Genomic DNA, 17,477 nt, shown 5'->3' with positions numbered 1-17,477 from the left:
TGCCGAAGGGCCTATCATAAGGAAAATATTTTTATGTTTGGAGATGCATAGGAAAACACGATGAGGTTCTCGCTCCGGGCCCTGCGTTATGTGGTTGAGACGGCCGATGCGGGCAGCGTGACAGAAGCCGCCAAGCGCCTGAACGTGTCGCAGCCCTCGATTTCGGCCGCACTCAGCCAGCTGGAGGCCGAACTCGGCGTCCAGATCTTCATTCGCCATCTCGCCAAGGGCGTGACCCTCTCCCCCGCCGGCCAGCGGCTGGTAAACGACGCGAGACTGCTGCTCGCGCATGCGCGCGATTTTGCCCAGAGCGCCCAGTCACTTGGCAGCACGCTGCACGGCGAGATCGTGGTCGGCAGCTTTTCGACCCTCGCCACACGTTTCATGCCAGGGCTGCTGTCCGGCTTTCGCGAGCGCCAGCCGGGCATCTCGGTGAAGCTGGAGGAAGGCGACCAGCAGGAAATCATCGACGGCTTGGTCTCCGGACGGACTGAACTCGCGCTGTCCTATTCCTTTGCCGTGCCGGACGAGATCGTCGGTGAGAAATTCTGCGAGCTGCCGCCCTTCATCGTGCTGTCGGCGGATCACCCTCTGGCAAACCGGTCGTCGATCAGCCTCACCGAAATGCGCGACGAGCCGTTCATCCTGCTGGACCTGCCGCATTCGCGCGATTACTTCGCCAGCCTGTTCACGGCATCCGGTATCGAGCCGCGTATTTCCTTCCGGACCCGATCATTCGAGCTGATCCGCGGACTGATCGGGAATGGCCAGGGATATTCGATCCACAATGCCGTGCCGCGCACCACCATCGGCTATGACGGTAGCCGCGTCGCCGTGGTGCCGATCACCGAAAAACTGCCGGCAACGCATGTCACGGCGCTGCGTCTGAAGCGCCACGCGCTGCGACCGGCGGTGCAGACATTCGCCGACTACGCGCGCGACGCCTTTGCAGTTGGCGGCCAGTTCGCGCCGGGTTCAATAGCCCCGGCGAGGATCGACGCGGCTTAGCAGCTCCTGCCCCGCACGCAGCCGCCGTACATTCTCGCCGATCTGCTGTGACGCAGAACCCGGCAGCGCCACCGATGCGAGATGCGGCGTGATCAGCACATTGCCCATCGCCCAGAGCGGACTCTCCGGCGACAACGGCTCGGAGGCAAACACATCCAGCGTCGCTTCTGCGATATGGCCCGAACGCAGCGCTTCGATCAGCGCCGGCTCATCGACGATACTGCCGCGCGAGACATTGATGAAGACTGCCCCCGGCTTCATCTGCGCCAAGCGCTCGGCGTTCAGCAGCCCGCGCGTCTGCGGCGTCTGGGGCAACATGCAGACGAGAATGTCGCTATCGCCCAGGATATCCGGCAACGCAGACAGACCGGCAGATGTCTCGATGCCCTCCACCGACTTCAGCGTGTTGGACCAGCCACGCACCCGGTAGCCCTGCCGGGCACATTCGAGCGCCGCCGTCAGTCCGAGTTCGCCAAGACCCAGAATGCCGACGGTGATGGTCTCGGGATCGCGCGGATGAATATAGTGCCAGCGGCGCTCGCGCTGAGCGCGCTCGAAGGCTGGAATATCGCGCGCATGACGCATCACCGCGAACAACACATAGCCAGCCATCATCCGCGCCATCTTCGGATCGGACAGGCGCGTGATCGGAACCTCCGGCAGATCGTCACGCCCGACCAGCGCGTCGACGCCGGCGCCCAGATTGACGACGAGCCCGAGATTGGGATAGCGCGCAAAGAAGCCATGCGGCGGCTTCCAGACAAGTGCCTGCCGTACGCGCGCGGGATCGACGATATCGTCCGCCTGACGCAGATCGATCCCCTCCACGGCGAGCGCCGCACGCCACGTCTCGAAGTCATCGAAGGCGCTGTAGAACGCCATCACCTCCGACGTCATTGCGCGGCCTTTTCGGCGATCAGACGCGACACTGCAGTCAGCGCCAGTTCATAGCCGAGTGCGCCGAGCCCGGCGATCACGCCGGTCGCCGCGCGCGATACATAGGAGTGATGGCGAAACGGCTCGCGCTTCCAGATATTGCTCATATGCGCCTCGATGATCGGTCCCTCGAAAGCGAGCAACGCATCGAGAATCGGTACCGACGAGTAAGTGAGACCGGCGGCATTGATGACGATCCCCTCGGCCTTCTCCCTCGCCTCCTGAATCCAGTCAACCAGAACGCCTTCGTGGTTGGATTGGCGAAAGTCGACCGTCAAGCCGAGCGAAGCTGCATGGTCTTCGCAGCGCTTCTTGATCGAGACGAAACTTTCGCGGCCATAGGTGCCGCTTTTGTCCAGCCCATAAAGATTGGCATTGGGACCATTGAGGAAATAGACAACTGGAGACGTCATGGCCGCGCTTTCATGTGTCTGGAGGGCAATCGGGTAGTCTCGAGAGGCAAGACCGAGCCGGGAGAAAATACCAACGAACGAGTGACGTCGGATGACCCCGAATGTGCTCAACCCTTGGCCAACAGGGCGCATGCACCGACGCATCGACGCAGCGCATCCGCAAATTGAACCTTAGAGAGACCTGCCTCATCGCAGAAATCAAAAGAACCTATGCGGTTCGACGGATTTCAGTATGGTTCAGAGGTTGCTCTCGCAGTAGGTGGAAAGCCCGGAGGCGGCACCGTCTGCCGCCCGGTAAAAAATGAGCGAGACGGCCAATCGAAGGAAACCGGCCGAAAAATCGGTCCGGATCAGATGCGGTGCACGGTCGGCATCCGGCTAATGCATTGGCGCGTGTTTCAAGGAATCCCTGATTTCGCGCCAGATGTTCACACACCAGTTTCTCGCTCTATGGGTCAACACGTTTCTCAAGATTCACTCTCGCTATCGCCTATATCCTTTTACGATTAGCAAGAGTCGTGCCAACAACTGAAATACTGGATCATCCACTCATCGGATGCACTGCGTGCGCGGGGCAATCATCCAACATTCCGAGCATGGTTATCGGGTGACCAGGACGCCACCTTCGATGCAATCTCCAGTCTGCCGATCAGCGGCATCTGGCGAAAACTACAACGATTTCGTCCGGATCATATCAAGCGAGCTGCTCACCTGAAAAACGACAGCGCTTTAGCTGCCCTTCTTGCCGTCGGCGGTGAACTGCTTCAGGAACGCGGTGAGATCCTTGATCTCCTGCTCGTTCTTGATACCGGCAAAGCTCATCTTGGTGCCGGGGATCTTGCCCTTCGGATCCTTGATATAGTCGGTGAACACCTGATCGTCCCAGGTCAGGCCGGAATTCTTGTTGGCGTCGGAATAATTATAGCCCGCAACAGTGCCGGACTTGCGCCCGAACAGACCGTTCAGGATCGGCCCTACGGTGTTCTTCGCGGTTTCGCCGACCTGATGGCAGGCGCGGCACTTGTTGAAGGACTTCTCCCCGCCTGCAACATCCTGCGCCATGGCATCGGTTGTCGTCAGTGCGAGCGACAAAGCGAGCAGCGAAAAGCGGAGCGTCATCCTGGTCAAACCTCAAATGTAGTGATTGTTATGGCGTGCGAGCCATCGCGACAAAGACGAATGCCCTCGCCTGCTACTCGACCTTGGGGCCGGACTTGCCGTCAGGCGTGACGTCGATGGACATGGCGCGCCCGGTCACCTTCGGCGCCGGCCGGCAATCCTTCATGCACGGATTCTTGTTCCAGAAATGCTTCTCGGACGTCTCGCGGTCGTCCTCGAAAAATGCTGCAGCATTCGGCATCTTGATCGACGTGAAGTTCTTCTCGTTGAGTTCGAATGTCTCGTCCTTGACGATATCGTTCATGCTGAGAATGTAGGCCGTCAGCGCATAGACCTCGTCATTGGTCAGCGACTGCGCATTGCCATAGGGCATCGCGCGCTTGATGTAGTCGAACACGGTGGACAAATCGGGCCAGAACGAGCCGACGGTCTTGTCGGGCCGATCGGCCTTTAATGTCCCGGCGCCGCCGGCAAGCACCGGCCATCGACCGACGCCCTGTCCGAATTCGCCGTGACAGGACGCGCACTTCTCTTGAAACAGATCGTCGCCCTGCTTCACGGTGCCCTTGCCGACCGGAAGACCGCGCCCGTCCGGCCGGACATCGGTGTCCCAGGCCGCGATTTCCTCAGCGGTGGCCGCCCGGCCGAGCCCAAGCTTACCCGCAGGCTTTGCCACCTCGCGGCCCGCCATCTGCTGGGCAGCGCTTGGCGCAATTATGCTGCCGAGCAGACATGCCGCCAGCACCAGTGTCAGGGCATTAGCCGATTTCGACATTTTCAGTCTCCCCGCCCGAACGCACCAGCCAGGTCTGAATGCCGTTATTGTGGTAGATCGAATTGACGCCGCGCACCTTGCGCAGATCGTCCTTCGACGGCTGCACATAGCCGGTGGAGTCGATGGCGCGGGACTGGATCATCAGCTCCTGTCCGTTCCAGTCGAAATCCACATAGAAGCGCACCACCGACTTGTCGAAGACCGGGCCATCGATGCGCGCGGTCTGCCAGTTGCGCCCGCCATCCAGGGATACATCGACGCGCTTCACCGTGCCGCGCCCGGACCACGCCAGCCCGCTCAGCACGTTGCGGCCCTTGTGCTTCAATGGCGCCTGCGGCGACGGATTGGTCACCACCGATTTCGCATCCATCACGAATGTATGCTTGCGGGAATTTCCGTCGGCCAGCAGATCCGTATATTTCGACGTCTCCTCCCGGGTCTGCCACGGCTGGTCGCCAGCCTCGATGCGGCGCAGCCACTTGACCCACAGATTGCCTTCCCAGCCGGGAATGACCGCGCGCAGCGGATAGCCCTGCTCAGGACGCAGTGCCTCACCATTCATGGCGAACGCGATCATGACATCGTTCAGCGCCTTCTCGATCGGCAGCGAGCGGTTCATGCCGGCGGAATCGGCGCCTTCCAGCATCAGCCATTTGGCATTCGGCTTCAGCCCGGCCTCATCCAGCAACACCTTCAAAGGCACGCCGGTATACATCACGTTGTGGATCATGCCGTGCGTGAACTGGCAGCCATTGAGCTGGCTGCCGCGCCATTCCATGCCGGAATTGGCGGCGCATTCGAGGAAGTACACCTTGTTGACGCGCGGCATCCGCTTGATGTCGTCCATGGTGAAGACCAGCGGCTTGTCGACCAGCCCGTTGATCATCAGCCGATGATCCGCCGGATTGATCTCGGCGACGCCGCCGTGATGACGCTCGAAGCACAGGCCGGACGGCGTGATGATGCCGTCGAGGTCGTGCAGCGGCGTGAAATTGACCGAGGACTCCGCCGACGCGGTGAGCCATGGAACATCGCGGCGGATCACATTTTTCTCGAATTTCGAGGGAACGCCGTAGGGATGTTTGTCGACGCCATCGCCGAGATAGCGCTGCCAGTCCTGCACGTCGGTGATGAGTGCTTCGGATTTCGCCGTCTCGCCTGCAAGTGCCGGGATTGCCGACAATGCCGCGCCTGCGCCGGCCAGACCTGCCGCGCCGAGAAAACGACGGCGATTGAGCGTTTCCGCTGATGTTCGATCAGTCATCCGACAAGCTTTCCTGTCTCTGCACTACGACGCCTGGATCAGGCCCCGGTCACCTTGACCGCGGTGTTGGGTTCGATCCTGACGGTTGAGACCTTCGCTACATGCGCCGCGACCACGTCCCAGATCGGCGGACCCCGCGTATTCTCGTTGACGCTGGCCCAGCCCGAGACCGTGTAGGTCTTGCTGGCTTCGATCGGCTTGCCGGACTTCAGATGGGTCATCGCGGAAATGCGCGATCCCATCGGCTTGGAAATATCGATCGCGTAGCCCATGCCGCCCATGCGGACCATGTCGCCGCCGCCCTGGAAGTACGGATCGGGATGGAAGATGTTGTCGGCGACGTCCTCCAGCACTTCCTTGATCTGGGTGCCGGTCATCTGGTTGCGATAGCAGTTCGGATAGGTGATCGCGGTGGCGTTGGTGATCTGTTCCCAGGTGATCGCATCGCCGGGGATCAGTGTGCCGCCCCAGCGGAAGCCGGGCGACAGCACGATCTCCGCATCGCGCTCCGCCATCATCGCGTTGCAGATCAGATCGTCGAAGGTGCCGTTGAAATTGCCGCGGCGATACAACAGCGAATCCGTCTTGCCGATCTCGCGTGCCAAATCCTTGGCGAAGGGCGCCCTCACCTTCTCCACCAGCGCGGTCATCGCCGGATCGGGCTTGATGGCATCGGAGAACACCGGCATCAGCTTGAAGCGGATATCCGAGACCTTCTTGTCCTTCACCTCGATATCGAGGCGCGACACGAACTTGCCGTGCGAGCCGGTGGCGACGAGCACGGTATTGCCGACCTTGATCAGGCCGGGCATCGCGTCATGAGTATGCGCCGTCAGAATGACGTCGAGCCCCTTCACGCGGCCAGCCAGCTTGCGGTCGACATCGAAGCCGTTATGCGACAGCAAGACGACGATGGACGCACCGGCAGCACGCGCTTCATCGACCTGCTTCTGGATGTCCTCCTCGCGAATGCCGAATTCCCAGTTGGGGAACATCCAGCGCGGATTGGCGACGGCCGTGCGCGGCAATGCCTGACCGATCACGGCGATGGTGGCGCCGCCGCGCTCGAACATCTTGCGCGCTTCGAACACCGGCTCCTGCCATTCGTTGTCGCGAATGTTCTGGGCCAGGAATGCGAAGGGCGCGGAGTCAGCGATCTGCTTGACGCGCTCGGCGCCATAGGTGAATTCCCAATGGCCAACCATGGCATCGAGCTTCAGGGCCGACATCACATCGACCATGTCCTGCGCCTTGGTCTGCAGTGACGTCCAGCTGCCCTGCCAGCTATCACCGCCATCCAGCAGCAGCACCTTGTCATCGCCGCGCTCGGCGCGCACGGCGCCGATCAGCGTGGCAATGCGGTCCATGCCGCCCATGCGGCCATAGTTCTTTGCAAGCGCGACGAAGTCATCGGCCGTCAGCGCGAAGGCATCGGCGGAGCCGGCTGCGATCTTGAAGTAGTTGCGAAACTCGGCATCCGTGAAATGTGGCGGCATGCCCTTCACTTCGCCGACGCCGAGATTCACCGACGGCTCGCGGAAGTGCAGCGGCATCAGTTGCGCGTGGGTATCGGCGACATAGAGGATCGTCACCGTACCCAGCGGATCGAACCGCAGGATATCGGCCTGTGTCAGGCGCTGCTGGGCAGCAGCCCGACCCAGCGGGCCAAGGCCGCCACCGATCGTCAGCGCAGACGCAGCCGCGGTCGCTTGCAGGAAATCCCGCCTCGATATCATGATCCACCTATGATCCCTTCCGGTATGGAAGGGTGAATGTTCAGAAGAACGTCAGGCCACGGTCAGCTTGTTGGTCGCGACATAGTCGGAGCCGTCGTCATCCTTCCAGGTGAAGGTGAATTCGCCGGACTCGGCAGCCTTGTAGAAAAACGACTGATAGGGATTGGCCGAGATGGCGGGATTCCAGTCGGCCTCGAACACCGTCTTGCCGTTGAAGGCGGCGGTGAACTTGTTGATGATCTTGCGCGGCACGACCTTGCCGGCTGCATCCTTGCGCTGGCCGGATTCCATTTCGTGAGAGATCAGCGTCTTGATCTCGATCAGTTCGCCCGGCTTGGCCTGGGTCGGAACGCGAACGCGCGGGGTTGGTTTGGTTGCCATGAGAAAGTCCTCGCCTGATAAATCTGTTCTGTGAACGAAGCCGCGCGACTAGCCGCCGCAGCCGCCGATCGTGACTTTCACATTGGCTTTCGCCATGTGCAGCTTGCCGTTGGACATTTCGGCGATGCAGACGATGTTCTGGGTTTCCGCAAGACGCATGCGGGTCGAGGCCGAGGCCTTGCCGCAAGCTGGCGTGAACCGGTAGCTGACGACGGCCGGCAGCGGATTGCCTTCGGCGAACACATGCACCGACTTGACGTAGTCGGCGTCGGTCATCGGGCTTTCGACATCGACATTGACCGGGACCACAAGGCCATTCTCGGCGATCTCGGGCACGTCGAGCTTGATCTTGCCGCTTTCGAATTTCTTGTCGCCATACAGCTTCTTGATTTCGGCGGCGACGGCCTGCTCATCGGCCAGCGACAGTCTGGGAGCAAGGATTGCTGCGAGACCAGCGATCGCGGCCATGGCCAGCGTTTCGCGACGGGTCTTCTCGACCGACTTCAAAATCATGAGTGCTTCCTCCTGCGGGATTTGAGCAATCCCTTTACAATAGTATCGCTTGACGATTCCAAGTCTGATCTATCTTATCTGGGACATATCATTATATTCTTTTTCTTGAATGTAAAGATCTGAAATGCACAGGTGCCGCAGAGACGGCGATGTGGGAGGGGACAGATGAGGAAGACCGTCATTCGGTCAGCGGCAGCGGCCATTCTGGTACTCTGCGCGGGGAGCTTCGGCAGTCATGCGCAGGACGCCAGCGAAAAAGAGATCGAACGCTATCGCGAGATGATCTCGGACCCGATGTCCAATCCCGGCTATCTCGCCGTCGATCGCGGCGAAGCGCTGTGGGGCGAAGCCCGCGGCACCAAGAACGTCTCGCTCGAAACCTGCAATCTCGGTCTCGGCGCCGGCAAACTCGAAGGCGCCTTCGCGCAATTGCCGCGCTACTTCGCCGATGCCGACAAGGTCATGGATCTCGAACAGCGCCTGTTGTGGTGCATGCAGAACATTCAGGGACTTGATACCAAGGATGTCATCGCGCGGCGCTTTTCCGGCCCGGGCCGTGCGTCCGACATGGAAGACCTCGTCGCCTACATCGCCAACAAATCGAACGGCATGAAGATCGACATTCCGCTGAGCAATCCCAAGGAGCAGGAGATGGTGGCGGTCGGCGAAGCGCTGTTCTATCGCCGCGGCGGCGTCAACGATTTCTCCTGCGCCACCTGCCATGCCGACGAAGGCAAGCGCATCCGGCTGCAGGGACTGCCGAACTTCTCCAAGCCTGGCAAGCCGGCGCAGGAAACCATGGGCGGCTGGCCGACCTACCGCGTCTCGCAGGGCGCGCTGCGCACCATGCAGCATCGCCTGTGGGACTGCTTCCGCCAGCAGCGCTGGCCCGTTCCGGAATACGGCTCGGACGTCATAACCGCCCTCACCTCTTTCCTGCAGAAACAAGCGGTGGCCGGCGAACTCAACGTTCCGTCGATCAAGCGATAAGGAGCCTTGAGATGAAACGCGTTTTGACACTCGCCGCGCTCGTTCTCGCAGCAGGCTCGTTCACGTCAGCCGCATCAGCGCAAACCGCCAAGGCGCCGGATCCAGCTCTCGTCGATGCCTATATGAAATCCACCTTCGGTAAAGCGCCGCCAGAATGGCAGGCGCGCATCGAGCCGGACGAAACGCTGAAGACCTGCAACGCCTATCACAATGAAGTTCCCAGCGCCGAGGCCGAGAAGATCACCGCGCGCGAAATGGCGCGGGTGGTGTATCCCGCCGACGGCAAATTCCTCGGCAACTGGAAGGAAGGCGCCAAGATCGCCAATAACGGTCGCGGCGGCCAGTTCTCGGATCCACCTGACACTGTCAGCGGCGGCAACTGCTATGCCTGCCATCAGATGGAGCAGAAGGAAGTCAGCTACGGCACGCTCGGGCCGAGCCTGACCAATTACGGCAAGGATCGCAAATACGATCCGCAGGAAATCAAGAACGCCTTCACCAAGGTCTATGACTCGCAAGCCGTGTTCGCTTGCTCCAACATGCCGCGCTTCGGCGTCAACAAGGTGCTGAGCGAGCAGCAGATCAAGGATATCGTGGCTTTCCTGTTCGATCCGGAATCGCCGGTGAACAAATAACGCGAACCGGGAGTGAATCGACATGACGAAGAGAAACGTGTGGTTTGCCGTCGTCCTGTCGATGCTCGCATCATCTGCAGCGAGAGCCGAGGAACCTGTTGTCAGCTACAAGTCCCTCGGGCTTGAACTGGCGCTCGACGCCGCGCGTGCGGCGCTAAAGGAGTGCCAGAAGCGCGGCTATCAAGTCGCCGTTGCCGTGGTCGATCGTTTCGGCACGCCGCAAGTCCTGCTGCGCGATCGCTATGCCGGCCCGCACACGCCGCCGACGGCGACTGGCAAGGCATGGACCTCCGCGAGTTTCCGCAGCAGCACCACCGAACTCAATGCGATCAGCCAGCCCGGCATGATGCAGGCCGGGCTGCGCAACCTCCCGAATGTGGTGATCATCGGCGGCGGTATGATGATTGAAGGCGGCGGTGCGATGCTGGGCGCCATCGGCGTCTCGGGCGCCCCCGGCGGGGATGCCGATGAGGCCTGCGCCAAGGCCGGCATCGCGGCGATCCAGGACAAGCTCGATTTCTAAGCGGCCGCCTACGCCTGCTTTTTCAGCCACTCCGGAAACGTTGCCGTCTCGTAGCCCTTCTGGCGCACGTAACGGAACATCGCAAGGAATTCCGCGGGCTCCAGCAGCCCGGGCATACGCGCGACTTCCCGCGCCTGCCCGCTTTTCGCAGCCAGTCCCGCGACGGTCTCCGGAAAGAACTGGATCGTCGGCGTGAAGCGAATGCCATAGGCTTCGCCAAAAGCTTTCTCGCCGCGCTTGCGACCGTCGAAATCCGTCACTTCGCGTGCGCCGATGTGATTGAGATGCAGGATTTCGAAATTGTCGCGGATATAGGTCTCGATCTTCGGATCGGTCATGTAGCTTTCATGCATGCGCTTGCAGGCGGGACAGCCCTTGAGCCCCCACATGATGGCAAAGCGCTTGCCCTTGGCGGTCGCGCCCGCCAGATCCTCGGAGAGATCGAGAAAGCTCTCCAGATACCAGTCCATCTGGTAGAGCCCGTCGTCGCCGAGCGTTGCTTTCGCGGAGGCCGGCGCCGTTCGCAATCCGAGCATGCCGATACCGAGCGCGGCAAGCGCATGCCGTCTGGTGATCACACCAGTTATCTCAGACATTCGATCCTCCCGATTCCGCATCATCCGATGGTGCCAAAGGCCGGAAAGGTCTCCAGCAACCAACCTGAAATGCGCGGCATCGCGCCAGTCAAAAACAGAACGCCAGTCAGGACAAGGCCGGCACCGATCACCTTCTCGATAGCCAGCATATGCTGATGCAGCCGCGCCATCAGCCGCATGAAAGGTCCCGAAAACAGCGAAGCCAGCATGAAGGGAATTCCAATCCCCATCGCATAGGCAGCAAGCAGAAGCGCACCCTGCGCCGGCGCGCCTTCGGCGCCTGCGACCATCAGAATGGCAGCCAGCACCGGCCCGACGCAGGGCGTCCATCCGAAAGCAAAAGCGAGCCCGACCAGATAGGCGCCGAGAAAGCCCGCAGGCTTGCGCACGGCCTGAAAGCGCGCTTCGCGAAACAATAGCCCGATCCTGAAGATGCCGAGAAAGTGCAGCCCGAGAATGACGATGAGCAGACCGGCGACGATGCCCAGTGTCTCGAAATGCGCCGTGATTGCCTTGCCGATCAGCGATGCCGATGCACCGAGCGCGACGAAGACCGTGGCGAAACCCAGCACGAAAGCAAAGGACAATGCGACCACGCGTCCGTTCGGGCGCCAGCCGGCCTGACTACCGCGATCGTCGAGTTCGTCCAGGCTGACACCTGCCAGAAAGCAGAGATAGGGCGGCACCAGCGGTAGAACGCATGGCGACAGGAACGACAACAGCCCTGCGCCCAGCGCACCAAGGAACGAGATTGAGGACACCACGGCGGATCCGGTTCTGGCATAAATATTCGAATTCGTGTATGTGTAACACATGACGTGGAAATTGCCTCTGAAAACCTCGTTGATCGCGACTTTGTTGGTGATGACTGCAGCGCTGTCGCCGCGCATCGCTGATGCGTCTGAACTACTGATGTTCGAGCGCGATGGCTGCGTCTGGTGCGCGCGCTGGAATCGCGAAATCGCTCCGGTCTACGACAAGACCGATGAAGCCAGGCTTCTTCCGCTGCGCCGCATCGACATGGATCGCGACAAATCGCCCGGCGTGGCATTGGCCTCGCCGGTGCGTTTCACTCCGACCTTTCTGATCGTCGACAACGGCCGCGAGATTGGCCGCATCACCGGCTACATGAACGACGAATCTTTCTGGAGCCTGCTCGGGAAGTATGCTGCCAGACTGACCACCTCACAGCCCAACGCCAATCGTTCCTGATCCTCTTCAAACATTCGCGGGATACGCGCGCTGCCATGGCCTCCATCATTCCATCCGAACTCGAAGACGAACTGCGCGACGGCGCGGAGTATTCGCCCGAACTCGACCAGCTGATGCGCAAGGCCCGCAAGGCCAGCAACTTCCTGAAGGCGATCTCGCACGAAAACCGCCTGCTGCTGTTGTGTCTGCTGGCGGAGCGGGAGCGATCAGTATCCGAGCTTGAGAACATCCTGTCGCTGCGGCAGTCCGCGGTGTCCCAGCAACTCGCGCGTCTGCGCTACGACGGCATGGTGGAGACCCGCCGCGACGGCAAGACGATCTATTACAGCCTGGCCAATGACGACGTGCGAAGCGTCATCTCGGTCATCTACGATATTTTCTGCGCTACACCGGCGCCGACCAAGAAAAAATAACGCCGCCGAACCGGCAAGCGGAGGCGCGCGGCCCGTAAGGCCAGCGCACCTCACATCAGGAGGAAACCCATGCAGAACATGTCTGCCTGGTTATCGGCGCTGGCAGGCTTTGCCATCGGCGCTGCTGCGGGATTTGCCGTGCGACGCGCGCGCCTTTGCACATTTGGCGCTATTGAAGATGCGTTGATGGGCGGTGACAACCGTCGCCTCAAGATTTTCGGTCTGGCGCTTGGCGTCGCCATGCTCGGCACGCAGGCGCTGATCCTGTCCGGCTTTCTCGCGCCCGAACACACCACTTACGTTCCCACCGCATTGCCCCTCATTGCGATCGTGATCGGCAGCACCATGTTCGGTACCGGCATGGCGATGGTCGGCACTTGCGGATTCGGCTCGCTGGTGCGGCTCGGCACCGGCGATCTCAGGAGCCTGATCGTGATCCTCGTGCTGGGTGCGACGGCCTATGCCACTCTGCGCGGACTGTTCGCCGATCTTCGCATTGGCGTGCTTGAGCAGCTATCGATCCGGATGCCGGACGGCATACGCTCCGACTTTGCATCGCTACTGACGCAAGCAACCGGCCGCGATCTGCGCGTGCCGCTCGCCATCATTGTCGGCAGCGGCCTTTGTTGGCTGGCACTCAGCGACAAACGCCTGCGCCGTGCGCCGCGCCTGCTCACTGCCGGTGTCGCACTCGGATTGCTCACGATTGCCGGCTGGATCGTCACGGTAGGATTGAACGACGACTTCGCTGGCCCGCCGCGTCCACAAAGCCTGACATTCGTATCGACTATCGGAAAAGCACTGTATGCCGGGGTTCTCAATGTCGCGAACTTCGCCGATTTCGGCGTCGGCAGCGTATTCGGCGTCATTGCCGGTGCATGGGCTGCAGCGTGGTTCGCCGCCGAACTCCGATGGGAAGCCTTCGACGACGATCACGAAATGCGGCGCCATCTCGTCGGTGCCTGCCTGATGGGTATCGGCGGCATCCTGGCCGGCGGCTGCACCATTGGTCAGGGCATCACCGCGGGATCGATGCTGGCGCTGTCCTGGCCGATTGCCGTCGGCGGCATGATACTTGGCGCGCGCATTGGCATTGCGATCCTGGTCGATGGCTCGCCGCGCGACCTCATTCAGCGCAACTGGATGCTGCTGGCGCGGAAAGCGCCGCCATCCAAATAAGTCGCATCAAGGCTTGAGGTAGCTCCAGCCGGCTTCCTGCAATTCGATCAGCCTGACGGCGCCCGATGGCACCACCGTCGCCTCGGATACGACGCTGATCGCCTTGCCCTCACGCTTCTCCATGCCCTCTTTGGTATTTCCGCAGGCGATGAATTTGACGCTGGACGGGAAGCTCGCATCGACGATCTGCTTGATACGGTCCTTGACCGGCGAGGTGTCGTCGCGCAGCATGTGCAAACCTGGCCCATAAGTGACGATCTCGATTTGAACGTCCTCGCCCTTGGCCTTGTAAAACTCCATGACGTTGGTCGCGTTGTTCAACGCCAGATTCATCAGGGCGGGATCGTTCTGATTGACCTGAATGGCGACACGGTGCTGCTTCGCGCCCGCTGCATAAGCGGACGAGGCGATCAGCGCAAACAGGAGAGCACCGGCAATCGATCTCAACAATGATCGCATCTCAAAACTCCTTTTCTGGGATGTACAATTTCAGGGACGCACGATCGTGAAACCGCGCTCTGTCAGATCCAGCAAATGGCCGACGCCGACCTGCACTTCCACCGCATGCGGATTGAGCGCCGGTCGTTTGCCGGTGTCGCGCTCGATCGAATCCAGCGTGTTGCCGCAGACGCTGAAGCGCACGCCCTGGGTCACCAGACTATTGACCAGCGCACGATGTTCGTTGGTGTCGCGCAACAGATCGATGCCGGGGCCGAAAGCGACCACCTCGACCGCGACCTTGTCCGGTCCATAGGCCTTCAGGAGATTGCTGGCGACGCTGAGAACGAGGCGTTCTTTCTTCGGATCGGAATCCGACAGCTGCAATGCGATGAAATGCTCGGCGAAGGGCTTGTCCGGCGCCGCATCTTGTTTGGCGGGCCGTGTCTGTGCAGCGAGCGGCGGCGTCGCACATAGGACCAGCGCAAGAACCGACAGACAGAAAAACAGTCTTCGCTTAGTCATCGCGCGCAAAACCTCTGACGATCAGAGGATTGATTAGCAATCACCCTGCGCCGGCGCAATCAAACTCACAAAGCTATGTGGAAGCTCTTATTGCGCCGCAAACGCTGGACGCAGCGCCAGGCCGCGGATCGCAACTGCAGCGCCCGCAAAGATGCCGGCGACGGCCACAAAGGACGGCAGCGCGAGCGTGGAAAGGCCAGTCAGCCCCTGCCCGATCGAGCAGCCATAGGCCATTGCGCCGCCGATCCCCATCAGTGCCGCGCCGGCCATCGAGCGGCCGGTATGACGCGCGGAGGTGTAGCCCTCAAATTCAAACCGGCCTGTCAGCAACGCCGTCAAAAGACTGCCGACGAACACACCAGCAACAAGCGCAATTCCGAAATTCAGCGTCATGCCGGTCGACAGCATGATGAATTGCAACGTATCGGCAGCCGGCGACACGAAGGTGAGCGACGCCACCGGAATCGGGTCGAACTCATCGGCGCCAAGCCAGCCGGTCGCCAGCCAGCCCGCGACCACCAGCAGGCCCATCACCAATCCCGCCACGAGCTGGCCCGGTGAACGACGAAGCTCGCGATGCGACAATGCGAAGACCAGCAGCGCGCCGCCGACGATCAGCGTTGCCGCGATACGCGCAGTCGCTTCATGTAGACCGAGTGTCCCGAGCAGCGACGGCACCGAATTCGCGCCCGGCGTCATCTGCGTCCATTGCAGGATCGACAGCCGCATCGGCGCGAGCAAGCCCTTCAACGTCATCTGCGCCGTGACGCCGATGATTGCAATCACGACCAACGACCTCAGATTTCCCTTGCCGAGCAACACCAGCGCGCGCGACGCACAGCCATTCGACAGCACCATGCCGAGGCCGAACAACAGTCCGCCGATGAAGATCAACGGCGCCGAGAATGACGGCTGCAGATAAAGCGACTTCGCGATCTCGACCACGCCGATGCCGGCAATGAACTGCGTACCGAACACGGCAACGGCAAGCGCCAGCGCATAACTCCGGATCTTTCGTCCGTCGTCATGCGCCCACCGGTCGCGCAGGCCGCTCATGAGGCAAAAACCGCTCAGCAAACCGACCGCGCCGAAAACGGCGCCAATCGCAAAACCCGCGACAACCGGGAGCGCAAACATCGCATGATCCGAACGTAATTTGAGGTGATAACACGGATTACTACTGGCAGTTTCAGAAGCGGTCCAGTTGACCCGTGATTTAAGGAAGAAGTTCTACAGACGCTGAAAAACAGGGAACATAATTCCATCAGATCCCGGAATGCGATGCAGAATGACTATCGCTCATGAGCGATAAAGATCGCCACACTGGCGTTTCGCACCCAATTTTCGAAACGGCATTTTCGATCTTGCCCGGCTCCGGGACTATTCGACCAGCAAGCGATCTGGATCACTGGGGTGAGCTTTGCGCTCCTGTTGCCAACCATTTCTTGGGTGGTGGCTGGCGCGCAGTAAGGACGTGCGGAATCCAGCAGTCCTAGAATAGGAGAGATTACGTCAACTGCCTAATGCCAATGAAGGCTGCGACCGCTGCTGCTGCCCAGAATATGCTCCCGACAATCCGCTCAGCTCGTTCCGAACGATCATGCAGACCAACGAACCTAAGTATATTTCGTCCTGTTGCCCTAACGATGACGTCGAGAACAATGTGGATTAAAATTCCTACGATTTGATCCATTCGGCCGTCGGGGTCCTGTCGCGGCGTGCGTGCAGCCAAGATAGGCATTGCCACAATATTCGCAATGCGGTCCCCCGCTGACGAATAAGGAACGCTTCTAACATGGACATGCTTCTAGGCATTTGGGTCATATTCTTCATTGTCGGGCTCGTCCCCGGCAGCATCTTCGGGTACTTGCTCGTGAAACTGCCTTTAGGATTTGGATGGCAAGTGCTCCTATCCGCATGTTTGGCAGCGCTCTCGGGGTACGTAATATCGTTGGTCGTCGTCCAGCGGAGGCCGCGACGACAGATGTTCACACTCGCAACATTACGTTGTTTGCGCCACCAATTCTTCTGGCCACACTAGTGAGCATCTACTGGAATCGGAAAGTGGCCCAGCCGCCTCCGCGTTCCTGACCAGGAATGCGACCGCCAATGAGAGGCATGATCACCGCGCATTCCGCAATGTTTCGGGAAACGGAAACCAATTTTGGCGACTTGGTAGTTTGAACAGAAACACCTCCAAATCTGACCAACGGATCTTGGAGATGATTTTATGAAGCGACTGCTCGTTTTCACGATGCTGTTTCCGCCACTCGTGCTGTTCGTCTACATCGCAGCCGATCAGTTGTTGCGCGATGGTTTTCCCGACATCGGGTTCCTGGCGTGGCTGGTGGGAATTGCGTATGTGCTCGCCGTCATTCCTGCTTGGTTGACGGCAGGAGTGGACTGGGCACTTTCTGGCCAGCCGCTTTACGTGCGCCTCATCGCGACGATGCCGGTGGCGGCTATCCTGGCCGAGCTTGTCGCACGCTACATGGGCCAGCCATATTTCGATGTGTCCGTTGCGATAGCGGGAGCTGTTCCAGCCGCGGTGTGTTCGTGGCTGTCAGATAAACCAATGAGAAGCGTGCATGCGTGAGCAAGCTTAGCACCACCACAGTCATGACCAATCTGCGCAAGTCTTGGCGGCCACAAGTGATGACGCAGCCGTCCATCGCCAAGTTGTCTATTTTTATAGACAACACGCCAATGACTGCGGTAGCGTTTGCAAACCTTTCGCAGCGATCACGGGGTGTGCTTCAGTCGTGGCCTACAGTATCTACGGGACCCCTCACAGGCAGCCGGAGAAGGTCTGCTACGGAAC

The 17,477-nt window shown here is 60.4% G+C and carries 21 protein-coding genes; 8 read left to right on the top strand and 13 right to left on the bottom strand.

The window, feature by feature from the left end; translation table 11 throughout:
- The first annotated feature begins 60 nt into the window (after window positions 1-60).
- Window positions 61-1,008, top strand: coding sequence for a LysR family transcriptional regulator (locus tag AB8A38_RS00500; RefSeq protein WP_439084569.1), 948 nt, complete (start codon window positions 61-63; stop codon window positions 1,006-1,008).
- Here the strand turns inward: AB8A38_RS00500 and AB8A38_RS00495 are convergent.
- From AB8A38_RS00495 to soxY, 8 genes are all read right to left on the bottom strand, one after another.
- Complete coding sequence (locus AB8A38_RS00495) at window positions 976-1,905, bottom strand: 2-hydroxyacid dehydrogenase (protein ID WP_439084568.1); 930 nt, start codon at window positions 1,903-1,905, stop codon at window positions 976-978. The genes AB8A38_RS00500 and AB8A38_RS00495 overlap by 33 nt on opposite strands.
- A complete protein-coding gene (locus AB8A38_RS00490) occupies window positions 1,902-2,357 on the bottom strand; it encodes a type II 3-dehydroquinate dehydratase (RefSeq protein ID WP_439084567.1) in 456 nt (151 codons plus the stop codon). Before AB8A38_RS00490 ends, AB8A38_RS00495 begins: the two co-directional genes overlap by 4 nt.
- Window positions 2,358-3,086: 729 nt before the next feature.
- On the bottom strand, window positions 3,087-3,476 hold the full coding sequence (locus AB8A38_RS00485; protein WP_439084566.1) for a c-type cytochrome: 390 nt from the start codon (window positions 3,474-3,476) through the stop codon (window positions 3,087-3,089).
- Between the two features lie 73 nt (window positions 3,477-3,549).
- Window positions 3,550-4,251: a c-type cytochrome gene (locus AB8A38_RS00480; RefSeq protein ID WP_315842774.1), complete on the bottom strand. Its 702-nt coding sequence runs from the start codon at window positions 4,249-4,251 to the stop codon at window positions 3,550-3,552.
- Window positions 4,235-5,515 (bottom strand): sulfite dehydrogenase, encoded by a 1,281-nt coding sequence (gene soxC, locus AB8A38_RS00475; protein ID WP_439084565.1) that lies wholly within the window; start codon window positions 5,513-5,515, stop codon window positions 4,235-4,237. The genes AB8A38_RS00480 and soxC overlap by 17 nt, the downstream gene beginning before the upstream one ends.
- Window positions 5,516-5,553: 38 nt before the next feature.
- The gene (soxB, locus tag AB8A38_RS00470; protein ID WP_439084564.1) at window positions 5,554-7,251 is read right to left on the bottom strand and encodes a thiosulfohydrolase SoxB; all 1,698 of its coding nucleotides are present in this window, start codon (window positions 7,249-7,251) and stop codon (window positions 5,554-5,556) included.
- 51 nt (window positions 7,252-7,302) lie between these two features.
- Window positions 7,303-7,632 carry a thiosulfate oxidation carrier complex protein SoxZ gene (gene soxZ, locus AB8A38_RS00465; protein ID WP_089264796.1) on the bottom strand — a complete coding sequence of 110 codons (330 nt, stop codon included), beginning with the start codon at window positions 7,630-7,632 and terminating at the stop codon, window positions 7,303-7,305.
- Window positions 7,633-7,680: 48 nt separating this feature from the next.
- On the bottom strand, window positions 7,681-8,145 hold the full coding sequence (gene soxY, locus AB8A38_RS00460) for a thiosulfate oxidation carrier protein SoxY (protein WP_231080235.1): 465 nt from the start codon (window positions 8,143-8,145) through the stop codon (window positions 7,681-7,683).
- 165 nt (window positions 8,146-8,310) lie between these two features.
- Here soxY and soxA point away from each other — a divergent pair, with 165 nt between their 5' ends.
- Genes soxA through AB8A38_RS00445 form a run of 3 tightly spaced genes read left to right on the top strand, consistent with a single transcriptional unit; the run spans window position 8,311 to window position 10,293 of the window.
- Window positions 8,311-9,135 (top strand): sulfur oxidation c-type cytochrome SoxA, encoded by an 825-nt coding sequence (soxA, locus tag AB8A38_RS00455; protein WP_315842777.1) that lies wholly within the window; start codon window positions 8,311-8,313, stop codon window positions 9,133-9,135.
- An 11-nt stretch (window positions 9,136-9,146) separates the two neighbouring features.
- A complete protein-coding gene (gene soxX / locus AB8A38_RS00450) occupies window positions 9,147-9,770 on the top strand; it encodes a sulfur oxidation c-type cytochrome SoxX (protein WP_315842778.1) in 624 nt (207 codons plus the stop codon).
- A gap of 22 nt (window positions 9,771-9,792) precedes the next feature.
- Complete coding sequence (locus AB8A38_RS00445; protein WP_439084563.1) at window positions 9,793-10,293, top strand: GlcG/HbpS family heme-binding protein; 501 nt, start codon at window positions 9,793-9,795, stop codon at window positions 10,291-10,293.
- Between the two features lie 8 nt (window positions 10,294-10,301).
- On the opposite strand, the gene AB8A38_RS00440 is transcribed toward AB8A38_RS00445, so the two are convergent.
- Together AB8A38_RS00440 and AB8A38_RS00435 are read right to left on the bottom strand one after the other, a co-directional pair.
- Entirely contained in the window at window positions 10,302-10,889 is a 588-nt protein-coding gene (locus AB8A38_RS00440) for a SoxW family protein (protein WP_439084562.1), read from the bottom strand.
- 20 nt (window positions 10,890-10,909) lie between these two features.
- Window positions 10,910-11,653 carry a cytochrome c biogenesis CcdA family protein gene (locus AB8A38_RS00435; RefSeq protein WP_439084561.1) on the bottom strand — a complete coding sequence of 248 codons (744 nt, stop codon included), beginning with the start codon at window positions 11,651-11,653 and terminating at the stop codon, window positions 10,910-10,912.
- 49 nt (window positions 11,654-11,702) lie between these two features.
- Here AB8A38_RS00435 and AB8A38_RS00430 point away from each other — a divergent pair, with 49 nt between their 5' ends.
- From AB8A38_RS00430 to AB8A38_RS00420, 3 genes are all read left to right on the top strand, one after another.
- Window positions 11,703-12,101 (top strand): thioredoxin fold domain-containing protein, encoded by a 399-nt coding sequence (locus AB8A38_RS00430; protein ID WP_439084560.1) that lies wholly within the window; start codon window positions 11,703-11,705, stop codon window positions 12,099-12,101.
- A gap of 35 nt (window positions 12,102-12,136) precedes the next feature.
- A complete protein-coding gene (locus tag AB8A38_RS00425) occupies window positions 12,137-12,514 on the top strand; it encodes an ArsR/SmtB family transcription factor (RefSeq protein ID WP_068731992.1) in 378 nt (125 codons plus the stop codon).
- 69 nt (window positions 12,515-12,583) lie between these two features.
- Window positions 12,584-13,693, top strand: a complete 1,110-nt coding sequence (locus AB8A38_RS00420) for a YeeE/YedE family protein (RefSeq protein WP_439084559.1) — start codon at window positions 12,584-12,586, stop codon at window positions 13,691-13,693.
- A 6-nt stretch (window positions 13,694-13,699) separates the two neighbouring features.
- Here the strand turns inward: AB8A38_RS00420 and AB8A38_RS00415 are convergent, their stop codons facing one another.
- From AB8A38_RS00415 to AB8A38_RS00405, 3 genes are all read right to left on the bottom strand, one after another.
- On the bottom strand, window positions 13,700-14,152 hold the full coding sequence (locus tag AB8A38_RS00415; protein ID WP_439084558.1) for a DsrE family protein: 453 nt from the start codon (window positions 14,150-14,152) through the stop codon (window positions 13,700-13,702).
- 30 nt (window positions 14,153-14,182) lie between these two features.
- Window positions 14,183-14,656, bottom strand: coding sequence for a DsrE family protein (locus tag AB8A38_RS00410; protein ID WP_315842784.1), 474 nt, complete (start codon window positions 14,654-14,656; stop codon window positions 14,183-14,185).
- Window positions 14,657-14,743: 87 nt separating this feature from the next.
- The gene (locus AB8A38_RS00405) at window positions 14,744-15,793 is read right to left on the bottom strand and encodes a YeeE/YedE family protein (RefSeq protein WP_439084557.1); all 1,050 of its coding nucleotides are present in this window, start codon (window positions 15,791-15,793) and stop codon (window positions 14,744-14,746) included.
- Between the two features lie 1,093 nt (window positions 15,794-16,886).
- Here AB8A38_RS00405 and AB8A38_RS00400 point away from each other — a divergent pair.
- A complete protein-coding gene (locus AB8A38_RS00400; protein ID WP_439084556.1) occupies window positions 16,887-17,252 on the top strand; it encodes a hypothetical protein in 366 nt (121 codons plus the stop codon).
- The last annotated feature ends 225 nt before the right edge of the window (window positions 17,253-17,477 follow it).

The sequence above is a fragment of the Tardiphaga sp. 839_C3_N1_4 genome, assembly GCF_051811045.1.
Lineage (GTDB): Bacteria > Pseudomonadota > Alphaproteobacteria > Rhizobiales > Xanthobacteraceae > Tardiphaga.
The sequence above is the reverse complement of the archived record's forward strand: the minus strand, read 5'-3'. Positions and strand labels throughout refer to the sequence as shown.

Coding starts and splice junctions, on each gene's coding strand:
- AB8A38_RS00420 (WP_439084559.1), top strand. CDS start 12,584: ATGCAGAACATGTCTGCCTGGTTATCGGCGCTGGCAGGCTTTGCCATC.
- AB8A38_RS00440 (WP_439084562.1), bottom strand. CDS start 10,889: ATGTCTGAGATAACTGGTGTGATCACCAGACGGCATGCGCTTGCCGCG.
- AB8A38_RS00480 (WP_315842774.1), bottom strand. CDS start 4,251: ATGTCGAAATCGGCTAATGCCCTGACACTGGTGCTGGCGGCATGTCTG.
- soxY (WP_231080235.1), bottom strand. CDS start 8,145: ATGATTTTGAAGTCGGTCGAGAAGACCCGTCGCGAAACGCTGGCCATG.
- soxA (WP_315842777.1), top strand. CDS start 8,311: ATGAGGAAGACCGTCATTCGGTCAGCGGCAGCGGCCATTCTGGTACTC.
- soxB (WP_439084564.1), bottom strand. CDS start 7,251: ATGATATCGAGGCGGGATTTCCTGCAAGCGACCGCGGCTGCGTCTGCG.
- AB8A38_RS00500 (WP_439084569.1), top strand. CDS start 61: ATGAGGTTCTCGCTCCGGGCCCTGCGTTATGTGGTTGAGACGGCCGAT.
- soxZ (WP_089264796.1), bottom strand. CDS start 7,632: ATGGCAACCAAACCAACCCCGCGCGTTCGCGTTCCGACCCAGGCCAAG.
- AB8A38_RS00405 (WP_439084557.1), bottom strand. CDS start 15,793: ATGTTTGCGCTCCCGGTTGTCGCGGGTTTTGCGATTGGCGCCGTTTTC.
- AB8A38_RS00445 (WP_439084563.1), top strand. CDS start 9,793: ATGACGAAGAGAAACGTGTGGTTTGCCGTCGTCCTGTCGATGCTCGCA.
- AB8A38_RS00485 (WP_439084566.1), bottom strand. CDS start 3,476: ATGACGCTCCGCTTTTCGCTGCTCGCTTTGTCGCTCGCACTGACGACA.
- AB8A38_RS00400 (WP_439084556.1), top strand. CDS start 16,887: ATGAAGCGACTGCTCGTTTTCACGATGCTGTTTCCGCCACTCGTGCTG.
- AB8A38_RS00415 (WP_439084558.1), bottom strand. CDS start 14,152: ATGCGATCATTGTTGAGATCGATTGCCGGTGCTCTCCTGTTTGCGCTG.
- AB8A38_RS00430 (WP_439084560.1), top strand. CDS start 11,703: ATGACGTGGAAATTGCCTCTGAAAACCTCGTTGATCGCGACTTTGTTG.
- AB8A38_RS00410 (WP_315842784.1), bottom strand. CDS start 14,656: ATGACTAAGCGAAGACTGTTTTTCTGTCTGTCGGTTCTTGCGCTGGTC.
- AB8A38_RS00490 (WP_439084567.1), bottom strand. CDS start 2,357: ATGACGTCTCCAGTTGTCTATTTCCTCAATGGTCCCAATGCCAATCTT.
- AB8A38_RS00425 (WP_068731992.1), top strand. CDS start 12,137: ATGGCCTCCATCATTCCATCCGAACTCGAAGACGAACTGCGCGACGGC.
- AB8A38_RS00495 (WP_439084568.1), bottom strand. CDS start 1,905: ATGACGTCGGAGGTGATGGCGTTCTACAGCGCCTTCGATGACTTCGAG.
- soxX (WP_315842778.1), top strand. CDS start 9,147: ATGAAACGCGTTTTGACACTCGCCGCGCTCGTTCTCGCAGCAGGCTCG.
- soxC (WP_439084565.1), bottom strand. CDS start 5,515: ATGACTGATCGAACATCAGCGGAAACGCTCAATCGCCGTCGTTTTCTC.